17 protein-coding genes and 2 tRNA genes are annotated in these 19,064 nt (G+C 70.6%); 5 read left to right on the top strand and 14 right to left on the bottom strand.

Going from position 1 to position 19,064, the window contains the following annotated elements; translation table 11 throughout:
- Positions 1-153: 153 nt before the first annotated feature.
- Positions 154-2,181 (top strand): Stk1 family PASTA domain-containing Ser/Thr kinase, encoded by a 2,028-nt coding sequence (pknB, locus tag ACU6P3_RS16980; protein WP_447193060.1) that lies wholly within the window; start codon positions 154-156, stop codon positions 2,179-2,181.
- A 95-nt stretch (positions 2,182-2,276) separates the two neighbouring features.
- Here pknB and ACU6P3_RS16975 read toward each other — a convergent pair whose 3' ends face one another.
- The 5 genes from ACU6P3_RS16975 to ACU6P3_RS16955 form a co-directional block, all read right to left on the bottom strand.
- Complete coding sequence (locus ACU6P3_RS16975) at positions 2,277-2,990, bottom strand: class E sortase (protein ID WP_447197925.1); 714 nt, start codon at positions 2,988-2,990, stop codon at positions 2,277-2,279.
- A gap of 181 nt (positions 2,991-3,171) precedes the next feature.
- Positions 3,172-4,773, bottom strand: a complete 1,602-nt coding sequence (locus ACU6P3_RS16970) for a class E sortase (protein WP_447193059.1) — start codon at positions 4,771-4,773, stop codon at positions 3,172-3,174.
- A complete protein-coding gene (locus ACU6P3_RS16965) occupies positions 4,770-5,408 on the bottom strand; it encodes an aminodeoxychorismate/anthranilate synthase component II (RefSeq protein WP_030744270.1) in 639 nt (212 codons plus the stop codon). Before ACU6P3_RS16965 ends, ACU6P3_RS16970 begins: the two co-directional genes overlap by 4 nt.
- The gene (locus tag ACU6P3_RS16960; protein ID WP_030744272.1) at positions 5,405-5,578 is read right to left on the bottom strand and encodes a hypothetical protein; all 174 of its coding nucleotides are present in this window, start codon (positions 5,576-5,578) and stop codon (positions 5,405-5,407) included. Before ACU6P3_RS16960 ends, ACU6P3_RS16965 begins: the two co-directional genes overlap by 4 nt.
- A gap of 145 nt (positions 5,579-5,723) precedes the next feature.
- Positions 5,724-6,533 (bottom strand): DUF881 domain-containing protein, encoded by an 810-nt coding sequence (locus tag ACU6P3_RS16955; RefSeq protein WP_447193058.1) that lies wholly within the window; start codon positions 6,531-6,533, stop codon positions 5,724-5,726.
- A 139-nt stretch (positions 6,534-6,672) separates the two neighbouring features.
- Between ACU6P3_RS16955 and crgA the strand changes: the two genes are divergently transcribed.
- Positions 6,673-6,930 carry a cell division protein CrgA gene (gene crgA, locus ACU6P3_RS16950; protein ID WP_030744276.1) on the top strand — a complete coding sequence of 86 codons (258 nt, stop codon included), beginning with the start codon at positions 6,673-6,675 and terminating at the stop codon, positions 6,928-6,930.
- Positions 6,931-7,260: 330 nt separating this feature from the next.
- Here crgA and ACU6P3_RS16945 read toward each other — a convergent pair whose 3' ends face one another.
- Both ACU6P3_RS16945 and ACU6P3_RS16940 read right to left on the bottom strand, forming a co-directional pair.
- On the bottom strand, positions 7,261-8,181 hold the full coding sequence (locus tag ACU6P3_RS16945; RefSeq protein WP_447193057.1) for a rhomboid family intramembrane serine protease: 921 nt from the start codon (positions 8,179-8,181) through the stop codon (positions 7,261-7,263).
- A 146-nt stretch (positions 8,182-8,327) separates the two neighbouring features.
- Positions 8,328-8,855 (bottom strand): peptidylprolyl isomerase, encoded by a 528-nt coding sequence (locus ACU6P3_RS16940; protein WP_030744280.1) that lies wholly within the window; start codon positions 8,853-8,855, stop codon positions 8,328-8,330.
- A 346-nt stretch (positions 8,856-9,201) separates the two neighbouring features.
- Here ACU6P3_RS16940 and ACU6P3_RS16935 point away from each other — a divergent pair, with 346 nt between their 5' ends.
- The gene (locus ACU6P3_RS16935; protein WP_447193056.1) at positions 9,202-9,855 is read left to right on the top strand and encodes a DUF5324 family protein; all 654 of its coding nucleotides are present in this window, start codon (positions 9,202-9,204) and stop codon (positions 9,853-9,855) included.
- 322 nt (positions 9,856-10,177) lie between these two features.
- On the opposite strand, the gene ACU6P3_RS16930 is transcribed toward ACU6P3_RS16935, so the two are convergent.
- Entirely contained in the window at positions 10,178-10,552 is a 375-nt protein-coding gene (locus ACU6P3_RS16930) for a DUF6344 domain-containing protein (protein WP_447193055.1), read from the bottom strand.
- A gap of 224 nt (positions 10,553-10,776) precedes the next feature.
- Positions 10,777-10,849: transfer RNA gene (locus ACU6P3_RS16925), tRNA-Ala, on the bottom strand.
- A gap of 187 nt (positions 10,850-11,036) precedes the next feature.
- Here ACU6P3_RS16925 and ACU6P3_RS16920 point away from each other — a divergent pair.
- Together ACU6P3_RS16920 and ACU6P3_RS16915 are read left to right on the top strand one after the other, a co-directional pair.
- Positions 11,037-11,585: a helix-turn-helix domain-containing protein gene (locus tag ACU6P3_RS16920; RefSeq protein WP_030744288.1), complete on the top strand. Its 549-nt coding sequence runs from the start codon at positions 11,037-11,039 to the stop codon at positions 11,583-11,585.
- Positions 11,586-11,861: 276 nt separating this feature from the next.
- Positions 11,862-13,277, top strand: coding sequence for a serine/threonine-protein kinase (locus ACU6P3_RS16915; RefSeq protein ID WP_447193054.1), 1,416 nt, complete (start codon positions 11,862-11,864; stop codon positions 13,275-13,277).
- 54 nt (positions 13,278-13,331) lie between these two features.
- Here ACU6P3_RS16915 and ACU6P3_RS16910 read toward each other — a convergent pair whose 3' ends face one another.
- From ACU6P3_RS16910 to gyrA, 5 genes are all read right to left on the bottom strand, one after another.
- Complete coding sequence (locus ACU6P3_RS16910) at positions 13,332-14,756, bottom strand: hypothetical protein (RefSeq protein ID WP_447193053.1); 1,425 nt, start codon at positions 14,754-14,756, stop codon at positions 13,332-13,334.
- A 351-nt stretch (positions 14,757-15,107) separates the two neighbouring features.
- Complete coding sequence (locus ACU6P3_RS16905; protein ID WP_003958712.1) at positions 15,108-15,242, bottom strand: DLW-39 family protein; 135 nt, start codon at positions 15,240-15,242, stop codon at positions 15,108-15,110.
- A 263-nt stretch (positions 15,243-15,505) separates the two neighbouring features.
- Positions 15,506-15,579: transfer RNA gene (locus ACU6P3_RS16900), tRNA-Ile, on the bottom strand.
- 58 nt (positions 15,580-15,637) lie between these two features.
- Positions 15,638-16,375 (bottom strand): DUF3566 domain-containing protein, encoded by a 738-nt coding sequence (locus tag ACU6P3_RS16895; protein ID WP_078854337.1) that lies wholly within the window; start codon positions 16,373-16,375, stop codon positions 15,638-15,640.
- A 93-nt stretch (positions 16,376-16,468) separates the two neighbouring features.
- Complete coding sequence (gene gyrA / locus ACU6P3_RS16890; RefSeq protein ID WP_447197924.1) at positions 16,469-19,033, bottom strand: DNA gyrase subunit A; 2,565 nt, start codon at positions 19,031-19,033, stop codon at positions 16,469-16,471.
- Between the last annotated feature and the right edge of the window lie 31 nt (positions 19,034-19,064).

Below are 19,064 nucleotides of genomic sequence, written 5' to 3'. Positions count from 1 at the left end.
ACATCCATATCTGCACATTGCGATACCGGTCGTGTATCAGGTGCCCGTTAGGGGCCAACCGGGTACGGCGTGCCCGGTAGCGTAGGCGCGAGCAGCACACCGCCGGACCACACACGGGTGCGGTCGGGATCGACGGAGAGGGCTGGAACAGTTATGGAAGAGCCGCGTCGCCTCGGCGGCCGGTACGAGCTGGGCTCGGTGCTCGGCCGTGGTGGCATGGCCGAGGTCTACCTCGCCCACGACACCCGCCTCGGCCGTAGCGTCGCCGTGAAGACACTGCGGGCCGACCTGGCCCGCGATCCGTCGTTCCAGGCCCGGTTCCGCCGAGAGGCCCAGTCGGCCGCCTCGCTCAACCACCCCGCGATCGTCGCCGTGTACGACACGGGCGAGGACTACCTCGACGGGGTCTCCCTGCCGTACATCGTGATGGAGCACGTCGACGGCTCGACCCTGCGGGAGCTGTTGCACTCCGGGCGCCGGCTGCTGCCCGAGCGCACGCTGGAGATGACCATCGGCATCCTCCAGGCGCTGGAGTACTCGCACCGCAACGGCATCGTCCACCGCGACATCAAGCCGGCGAACGTCATGCTGACGCGCACCGGCCAGGTCAAGGTCATGGACTTCGGCATCGCCCGCGCCATGGGCGACTCCGGCATGACGATGACCCAGACCTCGGCCGTCATCGGCACCGCCCAGTACCTCTCCCCGGAGCAGGCCAAGGGCGAGCAGGTCGACGCGCGGTCCGACCTCTACTCCACCGGCTGTCTGCTGTACGAACTGCTGGCGGTCCGGCCCCCCTTCATCGGCGACTCCCCGGTCGCCGTCGCGTACCAGCACGTACGCGAGGAGCCGCAGCCGCCGAGCGTCTTCGACCCCGAGATCACGCCCGAGATGGACGCGATCGTCCTGAAGGCCCTGGTCAAGGACCCGGACTACCGCTACCAGTCCGCCGACGAGATGCGCGCCGACATCGAGGCGTGCCTCGACGGACAGCCCGTCGCCGCGACCGCCGCCATGGGAGCGGTGGGCTACGGCGCCGGCTACGCGGGGGACAACCAGGCGACGACGGCGATGCCCGCGACCGCCCCGGGCGCCGCCGGCCAGACCTCGATGCTCCCCCCGGTGAACCCGGACGACGGCGGCTTCGGCTACGACGACCGCCAGAGCAGGCGCCGGCAGGCCCCGAAGAAGTCCAACACCTCCACGATCCTGCTGGTGGTCGCGGGCGTCCTGGTACTGATCGGCGCCATCCTGATCGGCAGGGCGGTCTTCGCCGACAAGGGGGACAGCGGTGAGGTCCCGGTCCCCCAGCTCGTCGGCAAGACGCTCGAAGAGGCACAACAACTCGCCACCAACGCGAGTGTGAAGGTCACCGAGTCCGGCCGGGAGCGCTGCGACCAGCCCAAGGACGCCATCTGCTCGCAGATCCCGGCGAGCGGCACGATGAAGCAGGGCGAGACGCTTCAGGTCGTCATCTCGGACGGCGCGCCGCAGATCAAGGTCCCCGACGTCACCCAGAAGGACGTGGACAGCGCCACCGACATACTCAAGTCCGACGGATTCAAGGTCGAGACCAAGCAGATCGAGTCCGACGAGGACCCGGGCACCGTGGTCAGCCAGGATCCGGAGGGCGGCACGAAGGTCGAGCAGAAGTCCACGATCACGCTGTCGATCGCCAAGACGGAGCAGTTCCCGGTTCCGCAGGTGGTGGGCAACCAGTTCGACGCCGCCAAGAGCCAGTTGGAAGGGCTCGGCCTCTCGGTCGTACGGAACGACGTGGACGGCGAACAGCCCGCGGGCACCGTCACGGCGCAGGACCCGTCTCCCAGCACCCAGGTGTCCAAGGGCGACCAGGTCACGCTGAGCGTCTCCAAGGGCCCGCAGCAGGAGAAGGTCAGGATCCCCGACGGTCTGGCAGGCAAGCGCTTCGGCGAGGTCCAGGGCGCGCTCCAGGGCCTGGGGCTCAATGTCGCGCCCGGTCCCAACTCGTCCACCGATCCCAATGCCTTCGTCGTGAGCGTCGACCCTGGTTCGGGCACCGAGGTCAACAAGGGCGACACCGTCACGGTCACCACCATCGGCGGCCAGAACGGCAACGGCGGGAACGGTAACGGCGGAAACAACGGGGACAACGGAGACAACGGCCCTGGCGGCGGCTTCTTCGCCGGCGTCGGCGGCTGACGGCCGACGCCGACGCCGACGGCGACCTGTCGAACGCCGATGGCCCCGACACCCACTCAGGGTGTCGGGGCCATCGGCGTAACAGGGGCCCGTCCTCAGCTCAGTTCGCGCGGAGGCGTGCGCTCCTTGTCGACCTTCTCCGTACGGTCCAGTTCGGCCCACACGATGTAGCGGAAGTCCGAGGTATAGATCGGCGTGCAGGTCGTCAGCGTCAGATAGCGACCGGGCTTGGTCTTTCCCGACTCCTCCGGGACCGGCTGAAGCACGTCCACGTTGTACTTCGACGTTTTCGGCAGCGTCTTGAAGACCTTGTAGACGTACCAGGTGTCCCGGGTTTCGAAAACGACCGGATCGCCGTCCTTGAGCTTGTGGATGTTGTGGAACCGCGCACCGTGGCCGTCGCGGTGCGCGGCCAGGGAGAAGTTGCCCTTCTCGTCCCAGGGGAGCGCGGACTTGACCGGCTCCGTGTAGTAGCCGGCGATCCCGTTGTTCAGCGCCGAGGTGCTGGTGCCCTTCTTGACCAGCACTTCGCCGCTGTCCATCGCCGGGACGTGGAGGAACCCGATGCCGTCCTCGGAGTCGAAGGCGCGGGGCGTCCCCTTGGGTGCCTCCCGGGCCCAGTCGTGCCGCATCTCGTCGCCCTGCTTGGCGGACTCGCGGTCGGCCAGGACGTTCGTCCACCACAGCGAGTAGACGACGAAGAGACCCATCACCACGCCCGCGGTGATGAGCAGTTCGCCGAAGACGCTGACCACTGACGCGAGACGCCTCCTGCGGCCCCTGCGCGGAGGGGCCGGGGGCGGCGTCACCGACGACGCGGCGTCCGGGGCGGCGGGTTCCGGAACCGACCGCGCCGGGCCCGGGGCGGACGGGGTGTCCTCGCGCTCGGCGCGCTCATCGTCGTGCTTGCTGCCTGCCACCGCGAACGCCCCTGTCCCCTGTTCCCCGTCAACGTGCCGCTGTCCTGTGTACGCGCGGTCTCACGCGGTCTCAGCTCACGAGAGCGTCGGGCTTGCCCTTGCTGCGTGGCCGTTCCTCCACCATCTTGCCCCACACGATCAGACGATAGGTACTGGTGAATTCGGGCGTGCAGGTCGTCAGCGTGATGTAGCGACCGGGCCCGGTGAACCCCGAACCCGGCGGCACGGGACGGAGCACGCTCACGTTCGACGGCGGGGTCTGCGGCAGGATGCTGGCCATCTCGTACGTGTAGTACGTGTCCTGGGTCTCGACGACGATGTCGTCGCCGGGCTGGAGCTGGTTGATGTAGCGGAACGGTTCACCATGCGTGTTCCGGTGCCCGGCCACCGCGAAGTTGCCCTGGCGGGCGGACGGCATCGCCGTCTTGAGGCCGCCCTCCGCGTAGTGCCCCACCATTCCGCGGTCGAGGACCTGCGTCTTGCTGATGCCCTCGGCGATCGGCACCACGACGTCCAGCTTCGGTATGTACATGATGGCGAAGCCCTGTCCGGGCCGGAAGGCGTCGGGCTTGCGGCCCTTGGCCCAGCCGTCCTGGATCTGGTTCGTCTGGTCGCCGGCGTAGGCACCGGCGCGGACGTTGGTCCACCAGAGCTGGTACGTGACGAACAGCAGCATCACGACGCCGAAGGTGATGAACAGCTCGCCGACCACCCGGCTGACGATGACGGCCGGGCTCTCCTTGAGTGCGCGGGCCGCGCGGCGCGCCTCGACACGGGAGAGCGGCCGGGAGGGCGCCGCCGCCTCGGACCGGGCCCCGGCACCGGCCGGCACCGCGGCCGTCCCCGTCGCGGCGGCCGCCGCGCGCCTGCGTCCCCGCCCGCCCCCTTTCGCGGCCCGGCGCCGCTCGGCACGGCCGCCCGTGCGGGGCTCCTCGGCCTCTCCCGCCCCCGGTGCGGCGGCACGACGCGTGTCGCGCGTACGCAGCCCCACGGTCTCGTCGTCCGAGGCGCCGATGACGGGGAGAACCGCCGTGGTCGCCTGATCCGGCGCGGGGGGCTGGGTCTCCGGAGCGGGAGACCGCGGCCCGGGAGGCCCCTGTACGGGGAACTCCCGCACGCCCGGTCCGGCCGGGCCCGCCGGCCCGGCGGGCGGCGCCGATGCCCGTCCTGGTGGCCGTAGGGGGCCCGGCGCCGGTACGGGGCCGGGCCCCGACGCTCCCGGCTCCGCCGGCCGCTCACCCTCGGGGGACCAGGGCGCGCCGTGCCGTCTGCGCCGTCCCGGTCCGGGCCGCACCGGTTCCGGCTGCCCCACGGCGTGGTCCCGCGGGGGCCCCGGGAATGCCGGGCCCGGCCCGTCCGGCTGGCCCTCCCGCTGGCGACCGCGGTGGCGGCCGCCCTGTCTCCGGCCCGGCTCCGGGGGCGGCGGCTGTCTGTCGGGAAGCGGATCGTTCAGCGGGTCCGCCGGCCTTTCCGTCCCCGGCGCGTCGGCGCCCTCGTACGGTCCCCGGCCGTACGCCCCCTGCTCGTGCGACGGCGTTCCCTGCCCGTACGAGCCCTGCCCGTACGAGCCCTGCCCGTACGAGCCCTGCCCGTACGAACTCTGCTCGTGCCGTCCGTACTCCCCGTACGGATCTCCGGGACCCGTACCGTGCTCGGGACGGGGTTCGGTCACGCGAACGCCTTGCCCACCACCGGCGCCAGGCCCTCCGACCGGCCCACCGCGCCCGGATCACCGCACCGCGTCAGCCAGTTGGCCAGCATCAGGTGGCCGTATTCGGTGAGCACCGACTCGGGGTGGAACTGCACTCCCTCGACCGGCAGTTCGCGGTGGCGCAGCCCCATGACGATGCCGTCCTCGGTCCGCGCCGTGACCTCCAGCTCGGCCGGCAGCTCGGCGGGCTCCGCGGCCAGCGAGTGGTAGCGGGTGGCGGTGAACGGCGAGGGCAGCCCGGCGAAGACGCCGCGCCCCTCGTGCAGGACCAGCGATGTCTTTCCGTGCAGCAGCTCGGGGGCGCGGCCGACGACACCGCCGTACGCCACCGCCATCGACTGCATGCCGAGGCAGACGCCGAAGACGGGCACGCCGGTCGCGGCGCAGTGGCGCACCATGTCGACGCAGACACCGGCCTGCTCGGGAGTGCCGGGGCCGGGGGAGAGCAGAACTCCGTCGAAGCCGTCCTGGGCGTGCGAGGTGGCCACCTCGTCGTTGCGCAGGACCTCGCACTCGGCGCCCAGCTGGTACAGGTACTGGACGAGGTTGAAGACGAAGCTGTCGTAGTTGTCCACGACGAGAATGCGCGCGCTCATCCGGCAGCTCCTGCTCCGTCGACGGTGACATCGTTGAACGGCAGCAGCGGCTCCGCCCACGGGAAGACGTACTGGAACAGCACGAAGACGACGGCGAGCGCCAGCACGAGCGAGAGCGCCGCCCGCACCCACGCGTTGCCCGGCAGATGCCGCCAGATCCAGCCGTACATGCCGTCCCTTCCGTCCTGGTGCCGCCCTCGGGCGGTACGGCACCAGACTAAAGGGCACCGAGGGCATATGGGCGGCGCATGGGGCAGCTGTACGGAGGTTCGGGGTTGCTCTTCGTCACAGCCGCCCGTCCGGCGTACACCGTGGCTACTTCGAGGGCCGCACCGGCTCCGCGTAGTGCAGGTCCACCGTGCCCGAGTAGCCGGGGAGGGTCTCCTCGCCGCGCTCCTGAAGCTTCCAGCCCAGCCCGTACGCCTTCACGTACAGCAGGTAGTTCTGGATCGCGGGCGAGTCGTCGACGGCCTTGCGCAGCCTGTCCGCGTCACCGACAGCGGTGATCTTGTATGGCGGGGAGTAGACACGCCCCTGGAGGATCAGCGTGTTGCCGACGCACCGCACGGCGCTGGTGGAGATCAGCCGCTGGTCCATCACCCGTATGCCCTGCGCGCCGCCCGCCCACAGCGCGTTGACGACCGCCTGGAGGTCCTGCTGGTGGATGACGAGGTCGTTGGGCTGGGGCTCGGGGTAGCCGGGGTTCGCGGTGGCGTCCGGCGGGGCGTCGTTCAGCGTGACGGTGAGGCTCTCACCGGTCACCTTCTCCGTCCCCGCGGACTTCTCCAGGGCGCGCAGCCCGGCGTTCTCCGCGTCGGTGGCGCCGTGGTCGCGGCGGACCAGGGTGTCGATGTCGTCCCGGAGAGCGGCGGTGGTGTCGCCCAGCTGCTGGTTCTTCCGGTCGCGCTCGTGGATCAGGTCGGAGAGCTTCAGCAGCGAGGCGTCGGTGCGGATGTTGGTGCCCTTGGCCGTGTTGAAGCTGGTGACGAAGATCAGCCCGGCGAGGCCGAAAACGGCCGCCGTGAGCAGCCGTACGGGCCGCAGGGAGGGCCTGGAGCGCGCTCCTGGCTCCCGCTCCGGGGAAGAGTCGGCCCGCTCCGGGAGAGAGTCGGCGGAATTGCTCAACGTACCCTTATCTCCTTCGGCGCCGCGGAAGCACTACGCTAACGGACGCCCGGGAGTGGCGTTTCCCCCTGCGCGTCGCCCAGGCAGCCCGTTTCAGTTACCTGCGCGGTCACGCAGCGCATCGACAGGAGAGTCCCTCGTGCCGAAGTCACGTATCCGCAAGAAGGCCGACTTCACGCCGCCGCCGGCCGCGAAGCAGGCGGCCAGCATAAAGCTCACCAACCGGAGCTGGGTGGCCCCGGTCATGCTCGCGCTGTTCCTGATCGGGCTGGCCTGGATCGTCGTCTTCTACGTAACTGACGGTGATCTCCCGGTGGACAGCTTCGGGAACTGGAACATCGTCGTCGGCTTCGGCTTCATCGCGGCGGGGTTCGGCGTCTCCACCCAGTGGAAGTAGCCGTCCCCGATGTGGCTCCGACCCACGAGGCCGGCGGCGGCTCCCGGCGGCGGAGGTAGCGGATCCACCCACGCTCGTCAAGCTCCGCCCCGACTTATCCACAGCGTTGTCCACAGCAGGGGAAAAGGTCAGACGATCTGTGGATAACTCCACGGAATGTTGACGCCGGTGTGACCGCGTCCGCCGCTCCGCCGCCTCGCACGCCCCTTGTCGCCGCTGGTCAGACCCACATCGGGGACAAGGGGCACGCATGTTCTCCACGGCGTGCACAAGATCCACCACACACTGTGGACAACCATCAGGTAGGCCCGGGCGTCGGAGGTCGCCCGCTCAGCCGCCGGTGGTCAGCGACATGGTCCTGAGCACGACGATCGCGACCGTCGTCGCCAGCACCAGCGCACAGGTCCCCGACTGCACCAGCGTCCGGTGTGCGCGGGGCGCGTGCACCATGCCTATGGCGATCACCGTGCCCGCCACCAGTCCGCCGACGTGCGCCTCCCAGGCGATACCGGACCAGGTGAAGGTGAGGAGCAGGTTCAGCGCCAGCAGGATCAGGACCGGCCGCAGGTCGTAGTTCATCCGGCGCATCAGCACGACGGTCGCGCCGAGCAGTCCGAAGACGGCACCGGACGCGCCCAGTGAGCCCTGGTTGGGCGCCGCGATCAGATACGTGAAGGCGCTGCCCGCCAGTCCGGAGAGCAGGTAGAGCGCCAGGAACCGGACCCGGCCGAGCGCCGCCTCCAGCGGTCCGCCGAGCCACCACAGGCCCATCATGTTGAACGCGATGTGCCAGATCTCCTGATGCAGGAACATCGCCGTGACCAGCCGGTACCACTCGCCGTCGGCGACACCGACGGAATGGCCGAGCGCCGGGTCGAAGGCGGCCCCGATGAGGTCGAGCCGCTTGATCAGCAGATGGTTCTCGCCCACGCCGAGCACCGCGAAGAAGACCGCGGCGTTGATCCCGATCAGGACCTTGGTGACCAGCCGGGGGTCGGACGTGACGGTCCCCCCGGCGAGGGTGCGCGGCCGGGCGGCCGCGGGCCCGCGCCCCGTACCGGATCCCTGCCGCACGCAGTCCGGGCACTGGAACCCGACGGACGCGCTGATCATGCAGTCGGGGCAGATGGGGCGCTCGCAGCGCGTGCAGCGTATGCCCGTCTCACGGCCGGGATGCCGGTAGCAGTGGGGCAGCCCCTCGCCGACAGCGGGCTGGTCCTGGCCTCCGTGGCCTCCAGGCGGGTGGTCCATCGGTCCCCTCGGTCCTCGTCACGGCGGGCGGCGCACAGCGCGCCGCCCTGCCCGGCCGGTTATGTAACCACTACGGACGGGCAGGGCGGGAAGGTTCCCGGAGGGGCGTCCCCTCGGCGGGAAGGGCGGACCGGTCGGCCCGTGGGTCAGCGCGTCTCGATGACGACGGACTCGATCACCACGTCCTCCACCGGACGGTCGGTGCGCGGGTTGGTCCGGGTGGCGCCGATGGCGTCCACGACCTTCTTGCCGGCCTCGGTGCTGACCTCGCCGAAGATGGTGTGCTTACGGGTCAGCCAGGCGGTCGGCGCCACGGTGATGAAGAACTGCGAGCCGTTCGTGCCCGGGCCGGCGTTGGCCATGGCCAGCAGGTACGGCTTGTCGAAGGCGAGGTCCGGGTGGAACTCGTCCTCGAACTCGTAGCCCGGGCCGCCGGTGCCGTTGCCCAGCGGGTCACCGCCCTGGATCATGAAGCCACTGATCACCCGGTGGAAGACCGTGCCGTCGTACAGCCTGTCCTTGGACTTCTTTCCGGTCGCGGGGTGCGTCCACTCCCGCTCGCCCTGGGCGAGCTCGACAAAGTTCTTGACCGTCTTCGGGGCGTGGTTCGGCAGCAGCCGGACCTCGATGTCGCCGTGGTTGGTCTTCAGGGTGGCGAAAAGCTGCTCGGCCACGATCTGCCTTCCGTAAGTCTTCGTAAGTCTTCGTATGTCTTCTCCGACCCTCCCGATCCTCGCACGCGAGCGGCGCCGACAGGCACAGCGGGCCGTGGGAGGCCCTGCGGAGGACACACGAAAGAGGCGCGGAACGCGCGGAACGCGCGAAACACAGCGAAGGGTACGAGCCGGTACGGGGCCGTACGGACCGGCCGGGAGAAGGCGAAGCGCGACCGGAGGGAGAGCGGGAAGAGCGCGGCGTGACCCGGATGCCCGCACCACATGCCGGGCCGGACCCCGGCAGGCATGATTTCGGCAAGGGCGGACAGGCGAAACACGGAACGCCACCGAGGAGGTTGATCCAGTGACCCGCATGGACAGCGTGCGCGCCGCTACGGGTTCGGCGAAGGAGAGCGTCCAGCACGCCGCGGAAGCCGTGGCACCGTACGCCGGTACGGCGAAGCAGCATGCCGCTCTGTACGCCAATGAGGCCCGCGTACGGCTCGCCCCGACGATGTCGAAGGCCGCGAAGCAGGCTCGTGTTCAGTACTGCGCCCATGTGGCGCCTCGGGTACCCCCGAAAATCGACGCGGCGGCTCATCGCGCGGCCGTCCGCACCCGCGAGGTCGCCCGTCAGACGGCGGACTACACGGTCCCACGGGTCGGGCACGCGGTGGCGACCGCTCAGCCGGTGGCCGAGGAGGCCGCGGCCCGCTCCGCGGCGGCCGTGGCGGCGCTGCGCGGACAGGTCACCATGCGGGAGATCCGGAAACTGTCGAGGAAGCAAGAGCGGCGGGCCAGGGCCGGTCGCGTGGCCAAGGGCCTCGCGGTCTTCGGAATGCTGGCCGGCGGTGCTTTCGCCGCCTGGAAGTGGTGGCACAAGCAGGCGAATCCGGACTGGCTGGTGGAGCCTCCCGCGGCCACCGAGGTCTCCGCGCACGCCTCGTCGGCGCCGCTCGACGGGAGCCATGTGGCGGAGGCGGGAACGCCCGGCGCGGACCGGGACGACCGTCCCTGATCCTGGGGACCTCGCCGACCATCGTGGTGGCCTCGACGACCCCGGGCATCCCGGCGGTCTCGGGGCTTCCTCCGTTCCGGAGGCTTCCGGCGCTCTTCGGCTTTCCGGCGGGCTGCGGGCTCCGGGCGGTCTCCGGCTTTCCGGCGGTCCTCGGGCTTCGGGCGGTCTCCGGCTTTCCGGTGATCCTCGGGTCTCGGGCGGTCTCCGGACCGCCGGCAGTCCGGGCGGTGCGAGCGGACTCGGCACTCGGCGGGGCGTCGGCGCTCTGTGCCGTCCCGGCGGAAAGCGGGACCACGTCGTGCGTGCCGGACGCTGACCACGCTCACGCGGCGACGAGTGCCGCGTCCGCGGCGTACGCCCGCTCGCGTGCCGCACGCGGGTCGTTCTCGCTCGACTGCCGGCTCGCCGGAAGGTGCCGGACCGACGGTGACGAACCATGCGCCTCGGCGGTGATGCGCTGCTTGATCGTGGGCGGCAGCGAGCGGTCCCGGGGCAGCACTCTCGGCGGCAGGGCCCGCGCCGTCCTGGCGTCGGTGCGCTGCGCGGCGGCGGGGGCCGACGCGGGCTGCTCGGCCGGCTGGCGCACGGCGGCGGTACCGGCGGCAGCGGCGGGGGTGCTGAACCCCAGGGAGGCGAGCACCGCGAAGAAGGCGGTGATGAATACGGTCCACAGATTCTTGACCTTGACGGCGGCCATGACCCCTCGCTTTCGGGTTGGGCGGTTTAAATACCTTCCTCATGATGTGTACGCAACTCGGGAATCCCGGCAGCGACGCCCTCGGTCCGCAGTTCTTCGGATGAACACCACTCGTACGGTCCAACCAGACGTGCGGGACCGGCTGCCATGACCCAGGGGAGACCCCGCCCGGACGTGAGAAGACCCCTCTCACCGTGTACGCACGGGTGAGAGGGGTCTGGACGTGGAGCCTAGGGGAGTCGAACCCCTGACATCTGCCATGCAAAGACAGCGCTCTACCAACTGAGCTAAGGCCCCGGGACGGGATGGGTACGGTCGGGCCGAGGAGAGCGGCACGTCCATCACCGCGCACCAGAGTACCGGGTGTACCCCGCGATCCGGCAAAACGATGGGGACTCCCCGTGCGCGACCACGCTCCGTAAGATGCCCCACGAGGTTCGCAGCAGCGAAGCTGCCGCATTGGGGAAGCGATGGGGAGACGCGCATGGACGCAACACAGCAGGAATCGACGGCCAGAGCCAGAGAGCTGCAGCGAAGCTGGTACGGGGAGCCGCTGGGGGCGCTCTTCCGTCGCCTCATCGACGACCTGGGGCTGAACCAGGCCCGGCTCGCCTCGGTCCTGGGCCTGTCCGCGCCGATGCTCTCCCAGCTGATGAGCGGTCAACGCGCGAAGATCGGCAACCCGGCGGTGGTCCAACGGGTCCAGGCCCTCCAGGACCTGGCCGGTCAGGTGGCCGACGGCAGCGTCAGCGCGGCCGAGGCGGCGGACCGCATGGCGGAGATCAAGAAGTCGCAGGGCGGCTCGGTGCTCACCGGCACCAGCCAGACGACGAACAGTTCGGGCGCGCCCACCGTGCGCCGGGTGGTCCGTGAGATCCAGTCACTGCTGCGCTCGGTGGCCGGGGCCGGGGACATCATCGACGCCGCCGACTCGCTCGCCCGGACCCAGCCCGAACTGGCGGAGTTCCTCCGGGTGTACGGCGCCGGCCGCACCGCCGAGGCGGTCGCGCACTACGAGGCGCACCAGGGCTAGTGCCGCGGGCCGGCCGGCTGAACCCATCAGCAGAGCCGATCAGCTGATCCGATCAGCGGGACCGGTTCCGAGCGGTTCCGAGCCGGGGCCAGAGGCCGGGGGCGCGCGCCAGGGGGGTGGCGCGCGGGCCGGGGGCCCGAGCCGGAGGCACGACCGGGCCCGACCGGGCACAGGCCGCCGCCGCGGCGACCGCGGCGGTTGTACGGAGCGGCGTCAGGGCAGTACGGGAAGCGTGCGGAATGTTCAGGACGGGACGACGGGGAGCGGCGCGGCGGTATGGGTGAGGTCTTCGCGGGACGGTACGAGCTGATCGACCCGATCGGGCGGGGCGGTGTCGGCGCCGTCTGGCGCGCCTGGGATTACCGCCGCCGGCGCTACGTCGCGGCGAAGGTCCTCCAGCAGAGCGACGCGCACACCCTGCTGCGGTTCGTGCGGGAGCAGGCGCTCCGGATCGACCACCCGCACGTCCTCGCGCCCGCCAGCTGGGCGGCGGACGACGACAAGGTGCTGTTCACCATGGATCTGGTGAGCGGCGGGTCCCTGGCGCATCTCATCGGCGACTACGGCCCGCTGCCGCCGCGGTTCGTCTGTACCCTGCTCGACCAGCTGCTGGCCGGGCTCTCCGCGGTGCACGCGGAGGGGGTCGTCCACCGGGACATCAAACCGGCCAACATCCTGCTGGAGTCGACCGGCACGGCCCGCCCGCATCTGCGGCTGTCCGACTTCGGCATCTCCATGCGCAAGGGCGAGCCGCGGCTGACGGAGACCAACTACGTGGTGGGCACACCCGGTTACTTCGCGCCCGAGCAACTCATGGGCGCCGAGCCCGACTTCCCGGCCGATCTCTTCGCCACCGGTCTCGTCGCCCTCTATCTGCTCCAGGGCGCCAAACCCGATTCCCAGGCCCTGGTGGAGCTTTTCGTCTCCCATGGCACTCCGGGGGCGCCCCAGGGCATCCCCGAGCCGCTGTGGCAGGTCCTGGCGGCCCTGTTGCAGCCCGATCCGCACGCGCGTTTCCGTACGGCCACGGGCGCCCGCAAGGCGCTGGCCACCGCCGTCGAGATGCTGCCCGAGCCGTCACCCGAAGAGGAGCCGGTCGAGGTCTTCGACCAGATCGGCCCCCTGCCGCCCGAGTACGGCCCGTCCGGGCCCCTCGCCCGGCCCAAAGGAGGCGTCGGCTCCGGCGTGGGGGCGGGGGCCGCGGGGGCTTACGCGGGGCCTTACGCGGGGGCCGCCCCCGGCTCCGTACCGGCCGCGCCGACGGATCCGCGGACCGGCCCCCCTTCCGACCCCCGGGCGGAGCGGACCGACGGCGCCTACGCGCCCCTGTCGGCGCCCGTACCCCCGTTCGCACCGTCGCCCGCTCCCGCTCCCGACGCCATGTCGGACACCGGCAGCTTCCATCTGCCACCGCCTCCGGAACGGCGGTACGAGTCCTCCCTCGGGCCCGCCTCTGCTCCCACCCCGACCGAGCTGGCGCACGCCCACGCGCCGACCGCGGCCGCGCCCGTGCGCCCCGGCCCCGACGAGCCGGCCCCCACCCGCCCGTACACCGCCGAGCGGCCACGGACGCTCGCACACCACGCCTCATCGCACATACGTCCGGGACCGCCCCCGAAGGTGGCGATCCCGGTGCTGCTGGTGGCGCTGGTCTGCTTCGCCGTGGGCATCTGGGCGCTGACCCAGATCTGAGGGAGCGGACGCCTCTCGGGCCGCACCCCTTTTTCCTCGTCCCCTCTACTTCTTCTACGAAGAGGCCACCGCTCGTCGCCGGGCCAGCAGCGTCCAGACGCCGAGACCGAGCACCAGCACCGTGCCCGTGCCGAGAGCGGCCGTGGCGACGAGCACCATGGCGCCGTTCCTCGCCTTGCCGTCCGTCGCCTCCGTCCGGTCGTCGTCCGTCACCGCGAACTCGCCCGCCGGCCCGTCGTAGGCCGGTCCCGCCTTCGCCTCGCCCTCGACATTCGTCCGCAGGGTCAGCCCGTACGGCCGTATCCCGAACTTCTCGCCCACCTCCGGATCGAGACTGACCTTCAGGTAGTACCAGCCCGCGAACCGCATGTCCTTGTCACCGGTGCTGAACCCGAAGCGGTTCTCGTACGCCACCGGCGGCAGCGGGTCGAGCGACGTCGTCTTCTGCTTCCCGTCGTACGAGACCGGGGAGCTGCTGTCGACCAGCCCTCGCGCCGGGTTGTACAGGGACATCGCCAGCGCGCCGGTCACGAACCCCTTCCCCGTCGAGCTGCCGAGCTCCGCGCCGGCGAAGAGCTGCTGGCCCCAGTCGACCGGGACCTTGTAGAAGAGCGAGCCACCCGGTTCGATCTCCGTCGACCACTCCCCGGAGGTCAGCGCGGTCGCGTCATGGAAGCCGGCGCCACCGGCGCGGGACCGGGGCGGGCCGGCGGCTGCCGGCGGCTCGGGTGAGGCGCTGGGCCACTGCGACGGCGCCGCGGTCGGCCCCGTCTTCGCCAGACCGGGCTCCGAGAGGTGGCGGATCTCCAGGCCCCAGGGCTCGGCCGAGGAGGTGGCCTCGCCGGTCCGCTCGATGACGACGTAGTACGGGCCCGCCTCCTGGCAGTTGTAGGCCTTCTTGTCGATCAGCCGGTAGGCGTAGGCGGCGAGCGGCCGGGGAAAACGTGAACTGCTGCCGAACCGCGCGTCGTTCGAACCGCAGTCGCTGCCCTGCTGGTCCTGGACCGAGACCGACAATTCGTCGCGGCCGCCGACCTTCGTGCCCGCTTCGGGCACGGCGACGGCGGAGACATAGGCGTTCGTCTTCGCGTCCAGGTTCAGCCGGTAGACACGGGTCCGGTTCGGCCCGATCGAGTCGCGGTAGGTGGAGCCGGCGTCGAGCGGCTCCGCCGCGCTGGTGGTCGACGCGCCGGTGACGCGCTTCGCCTCCGGGTCGTATCCGTACGGCGTCGGCGCCGCGCCCGCGGCCGACGCCCGGCCCGACAGCCCGGGCGCTCCCGACAGCGTCACCACGGCCAGCAACGCGCCGACGGCCACGATCCGCACCGCGCGCCCGGCGGGTGGGCCGGTGAACGACCGCCTGCCGGAAGCCACTCCGAGCCGGCCGGTCGGGCCCGGCCGGTCGCCCCGTCCGCTCCGTGCCCGGCCCACCACCGCCGTACGGCCCGCATCACGGCCCCTGCCGCCCCGCCACTTCACGCGCTCGCCCCCTTTGCCCCACGGCCGCTTCGCGCCGTCGTCCGACCACCACACCGCCCGGTCCGGTCGTCCGGGCGGCTCCGCCCTCGGTCCCGCCCGGCGGGTCCCCGGACGCGCCCGGGCCGCTCCATCCTGCCCCGAGGACCGGCCCCCTGTCTGTGCGGCCGCCCTCATCGCGGGTACGCGGCCCGCCCCGTCCTCCCGGAACCCGCACGCCACCCGCGCCTGCGCAATTCGCTCACGCATACGAAAAATTTCGCGAAAGTGAATGGCCGCGCCGACGGGGCACCGGACAGCACGAAGCCCCGGCCGCTCGGCGGCCGGGGCTCGCATTCTCAGGACTGCTGGGGCTCACACACCCGAACCTGCGGGCACGGAGTCGGTCGCCTCCGTCCACAGATCCTGCTCGGCGCGGTCCGCCTGGATCTGGCGGTACACGAGGAGCCCGCCGATGGCGGCCAGTGCGACCAGGAGAAGCTTCTTCACCGCGCGACCTCGTCTTTCCTTGACGTAGGGGACTTCTGCCGCCCGACTATACACACCGACCGATATCGATCGGTGACCTGGCCGCACCCCGGAGAGCGCCGGACAGGGGACCCGGTCACCCCGAGGGGGAATCTCAAGGGGCAATCCGAGCGGGCCTCGGAGCCGGGCCTTCGTCCCACCGGTCGCATAAGGCCCGGCCACATCGGCCGGGCCTTATGCGACCGGCCCGTACGGAGCAAATCCGTACGGGCCGGTCCACGCGGTGGGGCTAACAGGATTTGAACCTGTGGCCTCATCCTTATCAGGGATGCGCTCTAACCAACTGAGCTATAGCCCCGCGCTGCCCCTGAAGATTAGCGCACTTCAGGGCCAGCCCCAAAATCGATACCCCGAGCTCACTCGTCCTCGGCGAGCGTGAGCTCGACACCGCCCACGAAGCCCGCCGACAGGTTGTAGATGAAGGCGCCGAGCGTCGCCAGAGCGGTCGCCAGGACCACGTCGATCACGGCGATGACCGACGTGAAGACGAGGACCCGCGGCAGCGAGAGGAACGACTGGAGATCGAAGCCGTTGCTCTCGTTCGAGCCCGTGGCCTCGCTGATCGTCCCGCCGACCGTGGAGAAGACGCCCATCGCGTCCATGACCATCCACAGCACGGCGGACGCGACGACCGTGCACACGCCGAGCGCGATGGAGAGCAGGAAGCTGACCTTCATCACGGACCACGGGTCGGCCTTCGCCACCCGGAGCCGTGCCTTGCGCGTACGCGGGGTGGTACGCGCGTTCGTCCGCGGCCGGCGGACCGCCGACGCCCCGGCCTGACCGGCCAGGGTGCCCTGGCCCTCGGCCGGAGGCTGGGCCGCAGCCGGGGCGGGCCCGGCTGCGGTACCGGGTCCTGCGGTGGAGGCTGCTGATGTCACGGGAGTCCCCTTCTGGCCCTGTACGAGCCCCTGCTGGCCTTGGCTCTGGCCATGGATCTGTGCCTGGCTCCGGCTCTGACCGGGTCCGCTCTTGGCTCCCGCGCTCTGGGGCGAGGGATACGCCTGCGGCGGATGATACGGCTGAGCGCCCTGCTGCGGCTGCTCAGCACCGTACTTCTCGTATGAGGGCTGCTGCCCCCGGGTATCGGTCACCGTTACCCCCTGGGAGTCCGTGGCGGGGCCACGGGCATCGTTCGATCTCGCTCCGGAAGAGGCCGATCCGGCGCCCGTGGCTCCACTCACGCTCTACTCCTCGTGCTCCCCTGCCAAGGGCCGCGTGCCCTCGGCGATCCCGTCCGCGGCGACAGCGGCCGGAGCGGACTCGTCGGCCCCCGGGTCCACGGCCCCTTCGACCTCTTCCGCCTCACGGCCCGCCTCGGCGTTGCGGGCGATACCGACGACGGCATCGCGCTTGCCCAGGTTGATCAGTTGGACGCCCATGGTGTCACGGCCCGTCTCCCTGACTTCGCTGACGCGCGTGCGGATCACACCTCCGCCGAGGGTGATCGCCAGGATCTCGTCCGTCTCCTCGACCACCAGCGCGCCGACGAGCGAACCACGGTCCTCCACGATCTTGGCGGCCTTGATGCCGAGCCCGCCGCGGCCCTGGACGCGGTACTCGTCGACGGCCGTCCGCTTCGCGTACCCGCCGTCCGTGGCGGTGAACACGAAGGTACCGGGCCGGACGACGTTCATCGACAGCAGTTCGTCGCCCTCGCGGAAGCTCATCCCCTTCACGCCCGAGGTGGCGCGCCCCATCGGGCGCAGGGCATCGTCCGTCGCGGTGAACCGGATCGACTGCGCCTTCTTGCTGATCAGCAGCAGGTCGTCGTCGGCCGACACCAGCTCGGCGCCGATCAGTTCGTCGTCGCGGCCGTCCTCCATCTCCCGGAGGTTGATCGCGATGACACCGCCGGACCGCGGGGAGTCGTAGTCCTTGAGCGGCGTCTTCTTCACCAGGCCGGCCTTGGTGGCGAGGACCAGGTACGGCACGGCCTCGTAGTCGCGGATCGCCAGGATCTCGGCGATCTGCTCGTCCGGCTGGAAGGCGAGCAGATTGGCCACGTGCTGGCCCCGTGCCTCCCGGCCCGCGTCGGGGAGCTCGTACGCCTTCGCCCGGTAGACCCGGCCCTTGTTCGTGAAGAACAGCAGCCAGTGATGGGTCGTGGAGACGAAGAAGTGGTCGACGATGTCGTCTTCCTTGAGCTTCGTGCCGCGCACGCCCTTGCCGCCGCGCTTCTGCGAGCGGTAGTCGTCCGTCTTCGTGCGCTTCACATAGCCGCCCCGCGTGATCGTGACGACGATGTCCTCCTCGGCGATCAGGTCCTCGATGGACATGTCACCCTCGAAGGGGACCAGCTTGGTGCGCCGGTCGTCACCGAACTTCTCGACGAGTACCGCCAGTTCCTCGCTGACGATCTGGCGCTGCTTCGCGGGGGAGGCCAGGATCGCGTTGTACTCGTCGATCTTCTGCTGGAGCTCGTCGTGCTCCGCGACGATCTTCTGCCGCTCCAGGGCCGCCAGCCGCCGCAGCTGCATCTCCAGGATCGCGTTCGCCTGGATCTCGTCGATCGTGAGCAGGCCCATCAGGCCCTGGCGCGCGGTCTCGACCGTGTCGCTGCGCCGGATCAGCGCGATGACCTCGTCGATCGCGTCGAGCGCCTTGAGCAGACCGCGCAGGATGTGCGCCCGCTCCTCGGCCTTGCGCAGCCGGAAGCGCGTCCGCCGGACGATGACCTCGATCTGGTGCGCCACCCAGTGCCGGATGAACGCGTCCAGGGAGAGCGTGCGCGGTACGCCGTCGACCAGCGCCAGCATGTTCGCGCCGAAATTCGTCTGAAGATCGGTGTGCTTGTAGAGGTTGTTCAGGACGACCTTGGCGACCGCGTCCCTCTTCAGGACGACCACCAGACGCTGGCCCGTACGGGAGGACGTCTCGTCGCGGACATCGGCGATGCCGCCGATCTTTCCGTCCTTGACCAGGTCGGCAATCTTCTGAGCGAGATTGTCGGGGTTGGTCTGATACGGAAGCTCCGTGACGACCAGGCACTGCCGGTTCTGGATCTCTTCGACCTCTACCACCGCGCGCATCGTGATCGAACCGCGGCCCGTGCGGTAGGCCTCCTCGATGCCCTTACGGCCCACGACCAGCGCGCCGGTCGGGAAGTCCGGGCCCTTGATGCGCTCGATCAGCGCTTCGAGCAGCTCCTCGTGCGTGGCCTCCGGGTGCTCCAGCGCCCACTGCGCGCCCGCCGCCACCTCACGCAGGTTGTGCGGCGGGATGTTGGTGGCCATACCGACGGCGATGCCCGCCGAGCCGTTGATCAGGAGATTGGGGAAACGGGCCGGCAGAACCGTCGGCTCCTGGTTGCGGCCGTCGTAGTTGTCCGTGAAGTCGACGGTCTCCTCGTCGATGTCCCGGAGCATCTCCATCGACAGCGGCATCATCTTGCACTCGGTGTACCGCATGGCCGCGGCCGGGTCGTTGCCCGGAGAACCGAAGTTGCCGTTGGAGTCCACCAGCGGCATCCGCATCGACCACGGCTGCGCCAGCCGGACCAGGGCGTCGTAGATCGAGGAGTCGCCGTGCGGGTGGTACGTACCCATGACGTCGCCGACGACGCGGGCGCACTTGTAGAAGCCCTTCTCGGGCCGGTACCCGCCGTCGTACATCGCGTACAGGACGCGTCGGTGGACCGGCTTGAGGCCGTCCCGTACGTCGGGGAGCGCGCGCGAGACGATGACGGACATCGCGTAGTCGAGGTACGAGCGCTGCATCTCGGTCTCGAGCCCTACCGGCTCGACGCGCATCGCCAGGCCCTCGACCGCCTCGACGGTCTCC

The sequence above is a fragment of the Streptomyces hebeiensis genome, assembly GCF_052983195.1.
Note: the sequence above shows the minus strand (reverse complement) of the source record. Positions and strands in the feature narration are given on the sequence as shown.